This is a genomic window from Klebsiella sp. K5-306 (genome assembly GCF_051835185.1).
Lineage (GTDB): Bacteria > Pseudomonadota > Gammaproteobacteria > Enterobacterales > Enterobacteriaceae > Klebsiella > Klebsiella oxytoca.
Window position 1 is genome coordinate 41934 of record NZ_JAIFJY010000005.1, and the last position, 13551, is coordinate 55484.

Sequence of the window (13551 nt, forward strand, 5' to 3'; positions counted from 1 at the left end):
AGGGAAACCGTATTACTTGGTGATACGAGCCTGCGCGTCTTTCAGGGCGGCATCGACGGTCTGGCGACCGCTAGCGGCGTTGATAACTGCGGTACGAACGGCATACCAGAAGGCGGACATCTGCGGGATGTTCGGCATGATTTCACCTTTCTGGGCGTTAGCCATGGTGGCGGCGATACGCGGATCTTTTTCCAGTTTTTCCTGGAAGGATTTCAGCGCAACCGCGCCCAGCGGTTTGTCCTTGTTAACTTCATCCAGACCCTGGTCGGTCATCAGATAGTTTTCGAGGAACTCTTTCGCCAGTTCTTTGTTCGGGCTGGCGGCGTTAATACCGGCGCTGAGTACGCCAACGAACGGCTTGGACGCATTACCTTTAAAGGTTGGCAGCAGGGTAACGCCGTAGTTAACCTTGCTCTTATCGATGTTAGACCACGCCCACGGACCGTTGATGGTCATCGCAGTTTCGCCTTTGTTGAAGGCCGCTTCCGCGATGGAGTAGTCGGTGTCGGCGTTCATATGTTTGTTCTTGATCAGGTCGACCAGGAAGGTCAGGCCCGCTTTCGCGCCAGCGCTATCTACGCCCACGTCTTTCACGTCGTACTTACCGTTTTCAAACTTGAACGCGTAACCGCCGTCGGCAGCAATCAGCGGCCAGGTGAAGTACGGTTCTTGCAGGTTGAACATCAGCGCGCTCTTACCTTTCGCTTTCAGTTCTTTATCCAGCGCCGGGATCTCTTCCCAGGTTTTCGGCGGGTTCGCTACCAGGTCTTTGTTATAGATCAGCGACAGCGCTTCAACGGCAACCGGGTAGGCAATCAGCTTGCCGTTGTAGCGAACCGCATCCCAGGTGAACGGATAGAGTTTGTCCTGGAAAGCTTTATCCGGGGTGATTTCCGCCAGCAGACCGGATTGTGCGTAGCCGCCGAAGCGGTCGTGAGCCCAGAAAATGATGTCGGGGCCGTCGCCGGTCGCGGCAACCTGCGGGAACTTCTCTTCCAGCTTGTCCGGATGTTCTACGGAGACTTTGATGCCGGTGTCTTTCTCAAACTTTTTACCCACTTCAGCGAGGCCGTTGTAGCCTTTGTCGCCGTTAATCCAGATAACCAGCTTACCTTCTTCAATTTTTGCGAGGGCAGAGGCGGAAAACATCATCGTGGTCAATGCAGACAGCGCGAGGATGCGAGCGCCAGTTTTGATTTTCATATACCCGTCCTATTTGGTGATGTGCTCGTGGATACACTTGAGTGGCTTAACGATGATGAGTTTCCTTTTTTAACAACCTCTTTCCATCCTCCCCATGTCTACGCCCCATCCTCCGTTTGTGTGATCTCCATTGCAGAAATGCCGGTTATGAGTCCTGGCGCACATAAAAAGGCGGCTAATTTTGCAGGCGACATCACGAAATCGGCATCCGCCCGTCCCCCCCGGCGGCGAGACGTCATCTCTCATCCTCCCGCCTCCTCCCCCATAAAAAAGCCGGGGGGTGGAGGATTTACCCCACTTATGAATGCCGCATAGTCAGCCCATCTTGAATGTGTCGTTAAGTGACAGGTTGTAACGAAGGGAGAAGGGCATGGCGAGCGTACAGCTGCGAAATGTAACGAAAGCCTGGGGTGACGTGGTGGTATCGAAAGATATTAATCTCGAAATCCAGGATGGGGAGTTCGTCGTGTTTGTTGGGCCATCAGGCTGCGGCAAATCCACCCTGCTGCGTATGATTGCCGGGCTGGAAACGGTGACCAGCGGCGATCTGCTGATTGGCGATACCCGAATGAATGATGTTCCGCCCGCCGAGCGCGGTATCGGGATGGTGTTTCAATCTTATGCGCTTTACCCCCACCTTTCCGTCGCGGAAAACATGTCTTTCGGCCTTAAGCTGGCCGGCGCCAAAAAAGAACTGATCAACCAGCGCGTGACCCAGGTGGCGGAAGTTCTGCAGCTTGCCCATCTGCTGGAACGTAAACCGAAAGCGCTTTCTGGCGGCCAGCGCCAGCGCGTGGCGATTGGCCGTACCCTGGTGGCTGAACCGCGCGTTTTCCTGCTGGATGAACCGCTCTCAAACCTTGACGCCGCGCTGCGCGTACAGATGCGTATTGAAATATCCCGTCTGCATAAACGCCTTGGCCGCACGATGATTTACGTGACCCACGACCAGGTCGAAGCGATGACGCTGGCCGACAAGATTGTGGTGCTGGATGCCGGTCGCGTCGCGCAGGTCGGGAAGCCTCTCGAACTCTATCACTACCCGGCGGATCGTTTCGTCGCGGGCTTTATTGGCTCGCCGAAGATGAACTTCCTGCCGGTCAAAGTCACCGCTACCGCCATTGAGCAGGTGCAGGTGGAGCTGCCGAACCGCCAGCAGGTCTGGCTGCCGGTGGACAGCGCCCGCGTTCAGGTTGGCGCCAACATGTCTTTAGGTATCCGTCCGGAGCATCTGCTGCCCAGCGATATTGCCGACGTCACCCTCGAAGGTGAAGTCCAGGTGGTCGAACAGCTCGGCCACGAAACGCAAATTCATATTCAGATCCCATCCATCCGTCAGAACCTGGTTTACCGCCAGAACGACGTGGTGCTGGTAGAAGAGGGAGCCACATTCGCCATCGGTTTGCCGCCGGAGCGTTGCCATTTATTCCGTGAGGATGGCACCGCTTGTCGTCGGCTGCATAAAGAGCCGGGCGTGTAAGGCTTCCCATTAAAAAAAACGTGCACCCTGCAGCGTCGATAAACAGGCGCAACAACAGGCGAAGCGTTCAAAGAAAAGCAATGATCTCAGGAGATAGAATGATGATTACTCTGCGCAAACTTCCACTGGCGGTCGCCGTTGCGGCAGGCGTTATGTCTGCTCAGGCGCTGGCCGTTGATTTCCACGGCTATGCTCGTTCTGGTATCGGCTGGACCGGCAGCGGCGGTGAGCAACAGTGCTTCCAGGCAACCGGTGCTCAAAGCAAATACCGTCTTGGTAACGAATGTGAAACCTATGCGGAACTGAAACTGGGCCAGGAAGTCTGGAAAGAAGGTGATAAGAGCTTCTACTTCGATACTAACGTCGCCTACTCTGTGTCGCAGCAGAACGACTGGGAATCCACCAGTCCGGCATTCCGTGAAGCTAACGTGCAGGGTAAAAACCTGATCGAATGGTTGCCAGGTTCCACCATCTGGGCCGGTAAGCGCTTCTATCAGCGTCATGACGTTCATATGATCGACTTCTACTACTGGGATATTTCTGGTCCTGGTGCGGGTATTGAAAACATCGATCTGGGCTTCGGTAAACTCTCTCTGGCAGCAACGCGTTCTTCTGAATCAGGCGGCTCCGGTACCTTCGCCGATCGCGACCAGTTCGGTAATCGCGTTTACGACAATATCGTGCCGAACGATGTATTCGACGTGCGTTTAGCCGGTCTGGAAACTAACCCGGGCGGCACGCTGGAGCTGGGCGTTGACTACGGCCACACTAACATCCCTGATGATTATTCTCTGCAGCCGGGCGCTTCCAAAGATGGCTGGATGCTTACCGCTGAGCATACTCAGAGCATGCTGAAAGGCTTTAACAAATTTGTTCTGCAGTATGCAACTGACTCTATGACCTCCAGCGGTAAAGGTGTTCCGCAGGGTGGCAGCATTAATAACGATGGATCTATGTGGCGCGTGCTGGACCACGGTGCGATCTCTCTCGGCGATAGCTGGGATCTGATGTACGTCGGTATGTACCAGGATATCGACCGCGACAACAACAATGGTACCCAGTGGTGGACCGTCGGCGTTCGTCCAATGTACAAGTGGACGCCTATCATGAGCACCCTGATGGAAATCGGCTACGACAACGTCAAATCTCAACGCACCAGCGATCGTAACAGCCAGTATAAAGTGACCCTGGCCCAGCAGTGGCAGGCTGGTGACAGCATCTGGTCCCGTCCGGCAATCCGCGTATTCGCAACGTACGCCAAATGGGATGAGAAATGGGGCTATAACGATAGCGGCGTAGCGTATAACGACACCAGTGCTAAAACCTTTAGCCGTGGCGATAGCGACGAGTGGACCTTCGGTGCCCAGATGGAAATCTGGTGGTAATCGAGCCTGACCGTTCGTAACTAAAAGAGGGGCGCAAGCCCCTCTATCTTAGGCCCAGCGCGCTATTGCCTGGCTACCGCTCGGCCATCGGAATTGAGGTGATAACAATGAAAATGAAGAAAAGTCTCGTTGCCCTCTGCCTGTCCGTCGGCCTGATGGCCTGCGTACCCGCAGTCAGTTTTGCTGATGTTAATTTCGTGCCGCAGAACACCTCTGCCGCGCCGTCGATTCCGGCCTCCGCGTTGCAGCAGCTCACCTGGACGCCGGTCGATCAATCCAAAACGCAAACCACAAAGCTCACCGTGGCCGGGCAGACGCTCAATGTCCCCGGAATCAGTGGTCCGGTCGCCGCATACAGCGTTCCGGCGAATATTGGCGAGCTCAATATTACGTTAACCAGCGAAGTGGAAAAACAAGCTGCGGTATATGCACCGAACGTGCTGATTCTTGATCAGAATATGACGCCATCTGCATTCTTCCCCAGCAGCTACTTTACTTATCTTGAACCGGGCGTGATGAGCTCAGATCGTCTGGAGGGCGTAATGCGCCTGACTCCGGCGCTGGGACAGCAGAAAATTTATGTGCTGGTCTTTACCACGCCGCAGGATTTACAGCAGACCACTAAATTAATCGATCCGGCGAAGGCATACGCCAAAGGCACCGGCAATGCGGTGCCGGATATTCCGGATCCCATCGCGAAACACGTCACGGACGGTACCATCAGCCTGAAGGTAAAAACCTCTACCGGCTCCAGCGTGCTGGTTGGCCCGCTGTTCGGTTCGTCTGGTCCGGGGCCTGTTACCGTCGGTAATACCGCTGCTCCTGCCTATAGCGCGCCGGTCGCCGCCCCGGCCCCGGCTCCAGCGGCGAAAACCGAACCGATGCTTGATGATACCGAAACCTACTTCAATAACGGCATTAAGCAGGCGGTTGCGAAAGGCGATATCGACAAGGCCCTGAAATTGATGAACGAAGCTGAACGTCTTGGCTCGAAATCTGCTCGTTCCACCTTTATCAGCAGTGTAAAAGGCAAGGGGTGACCGTCTCCCCACAATGCTGATGTTTAGGCACAGCCTTTAGGTGCGTCCGTCAGGGCGCACTTTTTTTTATCGCGCGGCAGCTTCTGTTGCAGGGCTGTTGCGCGGATGATCGTATATTGACGTTTGCCCGCCCCCGATGTCCCATTCTGCGATACAATACCTTTACGTTTTGTACCGGAGATTCAGGCATGCCACATCCTGCGCTTACGCAACTGCGTGCGCTGCGTTATTTTGCCGCAATGCCCCCGCTGGACGCGCATCTGCGCGACTGGCTATTGCTGGAAGACTCAATGACCAAACGCTTTGAGCAACAGGGGAAGCGAGTCAGCGTCATCATGGTTAACGAAGGTTTTGTTGGACGCGAAGCGCTGGCAGATGAAGCGCCTCTGTTACCCGTCGAATCCCGCTACTGGCTGCGGGAAATTATCCTTTGCGCTAATGGCGAACCCTGGCTTGCTGGCCGAACTATCGTGCCGGAGTCGACGCTGAGCGGCCCCGAACTGGCGCTGCAACAGCTGGGACAAACGCCGCTGGGCCGCTATCTCTTCACGTCATCGACGCTAACCCGCGATTTTATTGAAATTGGTCGTAATGCAGAGCTTTGGGGGCGTCGTTCCCGCCTCCGGTTGAGCGGCAAACCGCTGCTGCTGACGGAGCTGTTTTTGCCTGCATCGCCGTTGTATTGAGAGGAAAATGAAATGGAGTGGAGTCTGACGCAGAACAAGCTGTTGGCGTTTCACCGCCTGATGCGTACTGACAAACCGATCGGCGCGCTGCTGCTGCTGTGGCCGACGCTGTGGGCGCTGTGGGTGGCCACGCCGGGGATACCGCCGCTGTGGATCCTCGCCGTGTTTGTTGCCGGCGTCTGGTTAATGCGCGCCGCAGGCTGCGTGGTCAATGATTATGCCGATCGTAAATTTGACGGCCACGTTAAACGGACGGCCCGCCGTCCGCTGCCGAGCGGCGACGTCAGCGAAAAGGAGGCGCGAACGCTGTTTGTCGTGCTGGTGCTGCTTTCTTTCCTGCTGGTGCTGACCCTGAACACCATGACCATTCTGCTGTCGATAGCGGCGCTGGCGCTGGCATGGGTCTATCCATTTATGAAACGCTACACCCACTTGCCGCAGGTGGTGCTGGGCGCGGCATTTGGCTGGTCGATCCCGATGGCCTTTTCGGCGGTAAGCGAATCGCTGCCGCTCAGCTGCTGGCTGATGTTCCTCGCCAACATCCTGTGGGCGGTGGCCTACGATACCCAGTATGCGATGGTCGATCGTGATGATGACGTCAAAATCGGTATCAAATCGACGGCGATTCTGTTTGGCGACAACGATCGCTTAATCATCGGTATTTTACAGGTGGCGGTACTGGGTCTGATGGCGGCAGTAGGCTGGCTGAGCGGGCTGGGCTGGGAATATTACTGGTCGTTGTTTATTGCCGCGGCGCTGTTTGTCTGGCAGCAAAAGCTGATATTTAAACGCGAACGCGATAGCTGCTTTAAGGCGTTTATGAATAATAACTACGTGGGGCTGGTACTGTTTCTCGGCCTGGCGATGGGGTATATGCAGTAAATGTGGCGGGGTTCCCCGGCGGCGCTGTAAAAGCTTTAGCCGGGCTACTAAACCGCAGGGTCTGGTAGCCCGGCGCAAGCCGGGATATCGCTTTAAACGTTATGCTCATCCTGGGTAACGCTTTCAATCGTCAAACGCACATCAGAAGTAATCAGATCCGCCAGCATACGGTAGATCTTCAACGTCTCTTCCGGCTCGGCATCTCCGGTATCGCTGATATAGCCTTCGTCGCGCAGGGTCAGCACCAGCGTGCTGAATACCGCCTTATCGAAGAACTCCGGCGCATTGATACCGTGCAGAACGGACAGGCGCTGCGCCACGGTGCGGCTCTCTTTCTCCAGCGAACTGCGGTTGATTGACGGGTTAGCGCTCAGCAGCCAGAAGGTGATGGCGTAGCGCTGCAGCGTTTCGCGCGCGCCTGCGGCCAGCAGCTGCAGGGAACGGGCATGAGACGGATTGACGCTCACCTCATCGTCATTCACGGCGATAAGCCCCTGACGCTGCATCTCGGCAATCAGCGCATCGACGACGCCCGCCAGCTCCGCTTTTTCCCAGCGCAGGAACAACTCGGCCTTGAGGAACGGATAGAACATCTCGACGTGACGCAATATTTCGCTGCGGGTAATACGACGATGCTGAGTGACGATGGCGGCTAACAGCGACGGCATCACCAGCATATGGGCGATGTTGTTGCGGTAATAGGTCATCAGGACGGCCTGCTCGCGCGGCAGAATGATGATATCGCCGATCGTGTCTTTCTCGACTTCGAACTTGTTCATCTGCAGCGCGTGGTCGATAAGCTCGCTGGCAGACGCCGCAGGCGTGGTCGCGTCCGCAGAGTACGGCACGTTGCGCAGCAGGGCGAGGTAGCACTCCAGCTGTTCGGTAAGCTGCTCGCGGGTCAGGGAACGCTGACGCGATGCCAGCAGCGCCGTACAGCACAGGTTCATAGCGTTGGCCGCACCGGCATTGTTAATGCGTACCATCAGGTCTGAGGCGATGTTATTTACCGTCGGCGTCAGCCAGGAGGGGCGAACGGCTTCGATAGGATCGATCGACTCGCGCCAGTCCGGCACATGTTGATTCAGGTAGGCCATCAGCGGCAGCGGTTCGCCGAAGTTAACGTAGCCCTGACCGAGATTACGCAGCTTGCTTAAGCCGCGCAGCATCTGCGGCAGGTTCTCTTTCTCTTTTGTCGCTCCGCGCAGCTCTTTAGCGTAGGTACCAACCTCCATCACGTGCTCGTAGCCGATGTAGATCGGCACCAGGGTGATGGGACGATTACCGCCGCGCAGCATCGCCTGAATGGTCATCGACAGGGTACCGGTTTTCGGATCCAGCAGGCGTCCGGTACGAGAGCGGCCGCCCTCAACGAAGTATTCGACGGAGTAGCCGCGGCTGAACAGCTCGCCGAGGTATTCGCGGAATACCGTCGAATAGAGCTTATTGCCTTTGAACGTACGGCGAATGAAGAAAGCGCCGCCGCGCCGGAAAATCGGCCCGGCAGGCCAGAAGTTCAGGTTGATACCGGCGGCGATATGCGGCGGAACCAGGCCCTGATGATAAATCACGTACGAGAGCAGCAGATAATCCATATGGCTGCGGTGGCACGGGACATAAACGATCTCGTGGCCTTCGTGCGCCAGCTGGCGCACGCGCTCGGCGTTATGCACGTTAATGCCCTGATACAGACGGTTCCAGGTAAAGCCCAGCACGCGGTCTGTCAGGCGAATCATCTCGTAGGAGAAGTTCGCGGCGATCTCTTCCATCAGGGCGATAGCGTTTTGCTGCGCCTTTTCATGAGAAATTTTCTTGCTGCGCGCTTCGTCTTCTACCGCACGGGCAATGGCTTTCGACGCCAGCAGTTTATTGAACAGATCCTGGCGCGCAGGCAGGCGCGGACCGACCGCCGCCAGACGCTGACGGGCGAAGTGCATACGCGCCACGCGGGCCAGCTTCTGAGCGATAGTTTTATCGGTGCCGTGTTCGTCCGCCATTTTACGCAGCGAGACCGAAGGCGAGAAACGCACAAAGCTGTCGCGGCCCAGCCACAGAACGGCGAAGAATTTCTGAATGCCGTTGAGCATGCGCAGAGGCGGGTTAACCTCGCCTTTTTCACGCCCCGGCGCGCGACCGAACATGACCGAGACTGGCACCATTTGCACATCAAGATCGGGATGATTACGATGCAAATCCAGATAGTCGTGAAAGAGCTTGATAGACTCTTCTTTCGGCGTGTAATAGGTGAATACGCGCGGTCCGCCGTGGATAAATACGTAGCGCGGAAGCAGGGCGCCGTCGATCTCCAGCGGCTCCAGCGGGTCCGGTAACTCATGCTCCAGACATTGCGCGCGCAGCGTCAGCAGGTCCGCCTTCGAATTGTAGGGCAGGACGTACATAATGGGCCGCGAGGTATCCAGGCCTAACTCCTGAGCAGGTTGTGCCGGAATCGACTTGCTTTTTACCAGCGCCCTTAATGGTAAATTCAGTAATTTATAGTAAATTCGTTGCCAGCCAGACATAGACGATGTGAAGCCTCTGGTTAATCATGCAAATGCGCCGCAAGAATAACAGAAAGTGCGCAAAATTTCCGTTGTAACGCGGCAAACGCGTACACTCATTGACGTCATTTACATAAAAAGGTTTGTTTGATGGCCAATAATACCACTGGGTTAACCCGAATTATTAAAGCGGCAGGGTATTCCTGGAAAGGATTCCGGGCGGCATGGGTCAACGAGGCCGCATTTCGTCAGGAAGGCATCGCGGCCATCATTGCCGTGGTGATTGCCTGCTGGTTAGACGTCGATGCCATTACCCGGGTGCTGTTAATTGGCTCGGTCCTGATAGTGATGATAGTTGAAATTATCAACAGCGCGATTGAAGCGGTCGTGGACCGTATCGGCCCTGAGCATCATGAGCTTTCCGGGCGCGCGAAAGACATGGGCTCTGCGGCGGTTTTGCTGGCGATTGTCATCGCGCTGATCACCTGGGGAACCCTTTTATGGGCAAATTACCGCTAACTCCTGTCGTAGCGGCTCGCAAAACGAAAAGAAACTCCTGATTTTTGTGTGAAATGTGGTTCCAAAATCACCGTTAGCTGTATATACTCACAGCATAACTGTATATACACCCAGGGGGCGGAATGAAAGCGTTAACGACCAGGCAGCAAGAGGTGTTTGATCTCATTCGGGATCATATCAGCCAGACGGGCATGCCGCCGACGCGTGCGGAGATTGCTCAGCGCTTGGGGTTCCGTTCCCCAAACGCGGCGGAAGAGCACCTGAAAGCGCTGGCGCGTAAAGGCGCAATCGAAATCGTTTCCGGCGCCTCCCGCGGTATTCGTCTGCTGACGGAAGAAGAAACGGGCCTGCCGCTTATTGGCCGCGTAGCAGCAGGGGAACCGCTGCTGGCCCAGCAGCATATTGAAGGCCACTATCAGGTCGATCCGGCCATGTTTAAACCGAATGCCGATTTTCTGCTGCGCGTCAGCGGTATGTCGATGAAAGACATCGGCATTCTTGATGGCGACCTGCTGGCAGTCCATAAAACTCAGGATGTGCGTAACGGCCAGGTAGTTGTGGCGCGTATTGACGAAGAAGTAACCGTAAAGCGCCTGAAAAAGCAGGGTAACGTCGTCGAACTGCTGCCGGAAAACAGCGAATTTTCGCCAATCGTGGTGGATCTTCGTCAACAAAGTTTCACCATTGAAGGCCTGGCCGTCGGCGTTATTCGCAACGGCAACTGGCAGTAAACTCTTCCTCTCGCGGCATCATCTGATGCATGATGCTGCGTCGTTTTTCCTCTTTTTGGCACTCTCTCCATGTTTTTTAACGCCGCCGACAAAGCCCTGTGGCGCTTAGCGCTGCCCATGATCTTCTCCAATATCACCGTTCCGCTGCTCGGGCTGGTGGACACCGCCGTTATTGGTCATCTCGATAGCCCGGTTTATCTGGGGGGCGTGGCGGTTGGCGCAACGGCAACCAGCTTCCTCTTTATGCTGCTGTTGTTCCTGCGAATGAGTACCACTGGGCTGACGGCCCAGGCGTACGGCGCTAAAGATCCGCAGCGTCTGGCGCGTGCGCTGGTGCAGCCGCTGTGCCTGGCGCTGGCCGCCGGGGCGGCCATTGTGCTCTTGCGGATGCCGTTGATCGACCTGGCGCTGCACATCGTCGGCGGCAGCGAAGCCGTGCTCGAACAGGCCAGACGCTTCCTTGAGATCCGCTGGCTAAGCGCGCCGGCATCGCTGGCGAACCTGGTCCTGCTGGGCTGGCTGCTGGGCGTGCAGTACGCCAGAGCGCCGGTGATCCTGCTGGTGGTCGGCAATGTTCTTAACATTGTGCTCGATGTATGGCTGGTGATGGGCCTGCATATGAACGTGCAGGGGGCGGCGCTGGCAACGGTCACGGCAGAATACGCCACTTTCTTTATCGGCCTGCTGATGGCAAGGCGCGTGCTGGCGCTGCGCGGCGTTTCCCTGTTAATGCTAAAAAACGCCTGGCGCGGCGATATACGTCGCCTGCTGGCGCTGAATCGCGACATCATGCTGCGTTCGCTGCTGCTACAGCTCTGCTTCGGTGCGGTAACGGTATTTGGCGCTCGCCTCGGCGCCGATGTCGTCGCGGTCAATGCGGTTCTCATGACGATGCTGACCTTTACCGCCTACGCGCTGGACGGTTTTGCCTACGCCGTTGAGGCGCACTCCGGGCAGGCCTACGGCGCGCGCGACGATAGCCGGCTGCTGGCTGTCTGGCATGCGGCTTGCCGCCAGTCAGGGATAGTGGCGCTGGCGTTTGCGCTGATTTACGGACTTGCCGGCGAACAGATTATTGCGTTGTTGACCTCGCTGCCTTCCCTGCAGCAGCTGGCCGACCGCTATCTGGTCTGGCAGATGATTCTGCCGGTCATTGGCGTCTGGTGCTACCTGCTGGACGGCATGTTTATCGGTGCGACGCGCGGTGCGGAGATGCGTAACAGCATGGCGGTGGCGGCGGCGGGGTTTGCCCTGACGCTATTGACGGTACCCACGCTCGGTAACCATGGACTGTGGCTGGCGCTGACGGTATTTCTCGCTCTGCGCGGCGTTTCCCTGGCAGCGATCTGGCGGCGGCACTGGCGGCGCGGAACCTGGTTTTCGTAATGCATTTAGTACATCTGATGGTTAAAGATTCCGAATAATAAATCTTACTCAGAATACTCATCTATAGTTAAGTCATGTCCGAAACACAGCGGGCTGTTCATTCACCGAACGATAACCGAACGATGAGGAATGCATGATGAATAAAGACGAAATCGGCGGTAACTGGAAACAGTTCAAAGGTAAAGCGAAAGAGAAATGGGGCAAGCTGACTGATGATGACATGACCGTCATTGAGGGTAAGCGTGACCAGCTGGTCGGTAAAATCCAGGAACGCTATGGATATGAAAAAGACCAGGCAGACAAAGAAGTGACCGATTGGGAAACCAAAAACGACTACCGCTGGTAGCGAAAACGTCGTGTTTTAACCCACTGTTATTGCCTGCACGATCGGTACATGGAGGTACTGCTACCCTTGATTCCCGCTGCGGCTAACGCCTCAGCGGGCTTTCTTTTTAATCTGGATGGTATGGTCGTGATGGCAGTGGCCCGGCGTACTGCAGGATTCGACCTCGACGCAGGCAGCGCAGAGGCCGTGAGCTTCAATCACGTTGTGGCGCAGCGCGAATCCCATTCTTGCCGCCAGCGTATGCATTATATCTTCGACGCCTTCCGCGCACTCTTCTTTCACGCCGCCGCAGCGGTCGCAAATAAACATCGCTGAGCTGTGGGTTGGCTGATCGAAAAGGTGGCAGAGCACGTAGCTATTGGTCGATTCCACTTTATGCACGAACCCCTGCTCCAGTAAAAACTCCAGAGCCCGATAGACGGTCGGCGGTTTAGCCTGGGGCTCTTTTTCACGAAGGAGATCGAGCAGGTCGTAGGCGCTGATTGCCCCTTGCTGCAGGCTCATCAAACGCAATACTTCGAGGCGCTGCGGGGTCAGGCGCACGCCACGCTGCGCGCAGAGCTTTTCAGCATGCGCTAACATTTGTTGCGAAGTGGTCTTATCCATGAGCGTCCTCTGGTTGCGTGAATCTCAAACTGTTACTTTATCACGATACCGATGAAACGCCGAGACCCGGCGGACTATACCCGTCACACTTCGCGTCACATACGCTTTGGCAGCGTCAATTCGTCCCAGCCGTCACGCTCCTGGGGTCGCTCTGGCTTGCCCCCTTATGCTATACCTGATGCATCTCATTTTCGGGAGAAAACGATGAAACGACCTGATTGCATTCGACACTGGCGTGAACTGGAAGGGGCGGATGATTCCACCTACCCTGACAGTACCGAGCTTTTCTCCATCGGTGCGCCGCTGGCGCGCGGTCTGCGGCTCAATCGCCTGGGGATCCACCATGAGCGTCTGCCGCCCGGGCGCCGCACTTCTTATCCACATGCGGAAAGCGACGAAGAAGAGTTTATCTACGTGCTGGAAGGCTATCCGGAAGTGTGGATTAACGGCTACCTGTGGAAGCTGGAGCCGGGGGATAGCGTCGGTTTTCCTGCCGGAACCGGTATTTGCCACACGTTCCTCAATAACACCGAACAGGAGGTCCGCCTGTTAGTCGTTGGTGAGGCAAACAAGAAATTTAATCGTATCTACTATCCGCTTAACCCCGGCTATGCCGCTACGCGTCAGGATCGCTGGGTTGACCATCCGCCGCAGTTTTTCGGCCCTCACGACGGCAAGCCGCGGAAAAAATAGCGTTTATTGCGGGATGGAAAGGGGGCGCGCCGACGCTATGCGCCAGTGGTTTATCTTTGTGCTATAGTAGCGCCCCTTTTTACCCGGATGCTT

General features: G+C 56.2%; 13 protein-coding genes. 10 read left to right on the plus strand and 3 right to left on the minus strand.

The window, feature by feature from the left end; translation table 11 throughout:
* Positions 1–12: 12 nt before the first annotated feature.
* Positions 13–1203, minus strand: a complete 1191-nt coding sequence (malE, locus tag K2184_RS09555; protein WP_004109568.1) for a maltose/maltodextrin ABC transporter substrate-binding protein MalE — start codon at positions 1201–1203, stop codon at positions 13–15.
* Between the two features lie 370 nt (positions 1204–1573).
* Here malE and malK point away from each other — a divergent pair, with 370 nt between their 5' ends.
* The 5 genes from malK to ubiA all read left to right on the plus strand — a co-directional run bounded on the left by malK (position 1574) and on the right by ubiA (position 6676).
* Positions 1574–2683, plus strand: a complete 1110-nt coding sequence (gene malK / locus K2184_RS09560) for a maltose/maltodextrin ABC transporter ATP-binding protein MalK (RefSeq protein WP_004097762.1) — start codon at positions 1574–1576, stop codon at positions 2681–2683.
* 98 nt (positions 2684–2781) lie between these two features.
* Entirely contained in the window at positions 2782–4068 is a 1287-nt protein-coding gene (locus K2184_RS09565; RefSeq protein WP_004109566.1) for a maltoporin, read from the plus strand.
* A gap of 107 nt (positions 4069–4175) precedes the next feature.
* Positions 4176–5108, plus strand: coding sequence for a maltose operon protein MalM (gene malM / locus K2184_RS09570; RefSeq protein WP_016808437.1), 933 nt, complete (start codon positions 4176–4178; stop codon positions 5106–5108).
* A gap of 188 nt (positions 5109–5296) precedes the next feature.
* Positions 5297–5794 (plus strand): chorismate lyase, encoded by a 498-nt coding sequence (ubiC, locus tag K2184_RS09575; protein ID WP_004109561.1) that lies wholly within the window; start codon positions 5297–5299, stop codon positions 5792–5794.
* Between the two features lie 12 nt (positions 5795–5806).
* Positions 5807–6676 (plus strand): 4-hydroxybenzoate octaprenyltransferase, encoded by an 870-nt coding sequence (ubiA, locus tag K2184_RS09580; RefSeq protein ID WP_004109559.1) that lies wholly within the window; start codon positions 5807–5809, stop codon positions 6674–6676.
* 92 nt (positions 6677–6768) lie between these two features.
* On the opposite strand, the gene plsB is transcribed toward ubiA, so the two are convergent.
* Positions 6769–9198 (minus strand): glycerol-3-phosphate 1-O-acyltransferase PlsB, encoded by a 2430-nt coding sequence (gene plsB / locus K2184_RS09585; RefSeq protein WP_070557088.1) that lies wholly within the window; start codon positions 9196–9198, stop codon positions 6769–6771.
* A gap of 129 nt (positions 9199–9327) precedes the next feature.
* On the opposite strand from plsB, the gene K2184_RS09590 reads away from it, so the two are divergent.
* From K2184_RS09590 to K2184_RS09605, 4 genes are all read left to right on the plus strand, one after another.
* Positions 9328–9696 carry a diacylglycerol kinase gene (locus K2184_RS09590; protein ID WP_004109553.1) on the plus strand — a complete coding sequence of 123 codons (369 nt, stop codon included), beginning with the start codon at positions 9328–9330 and terminating at the stop codon, positions 9694–9696.
* A gap of 122 nt (positions 9697–9818) precedes the next feature.
* Positions 9819–10427 carry a transcriptional repressor LexA gene (lexA, locus tag K2184_RS09595; protein WP_004109543.1) on the plus strand — a complete coding sequence of 203 codons (609 nt, stop codon included), beginning with the start codon at positions 9819–9821 and terminating at the stop codon, positions 10425–10427.
* A gap of 69 nt (positions 10428–10496) precedes the next feature.
* A complete protein-coding gene (dinF, locus tag K2184_RS09600) occupies positions 10497–11813 on the plus strand; it encodes an MATE family efflux transporter DinF (RefSeq protein ID WP_049593762.1) in 1317 nt (438 codons plus the stop codon).
* A gap of 136 nt (positions 11814–11949) precedes the next feature.
* Positions 11950–12159 (plus strand): CsbD family protein, encoded by a 210-nt coding sequence (locus tag K2184_RS09605; protein ID WP_016808435.1) that lies wholly within the window; start codon positions 11950–11952, stop codon positions 12157–12159.
* A 90-nt stretch (positions 12160–12249) separates the two neighbouring features.
* Here the strand turns inward: K2184_RS09605 and zur are convergent, their stop codons facing one another.
* Entirely contained in the window at positions 12250–12765 is a 516-nt protein-coding gene (gene zur, locus K2184_RS09610) for a zinc uptake transcriptional repressor Zur (protein WP_004097781.1), read from the minus strand.
* A gap of 204 nt (positions 12766–12969) precedes the next feature.
* Here zur and K2184_RS09615 point away from each other — a divergent pair, with 204 nt between their 5' ends.
* The gene (locus K2184_RS09615) at positions 12970–13458 is read left to right on the plus strand and encodes a cupin domain-containing protein (protein ID WP_004109530.1); all 489 of its coding nucleotides are present in this window, start codon (positions 12970–12972) and stop codon (positions 13456–13458) included.
* Positions 13459–13551 lie beyond the last annotated feature (93 nt).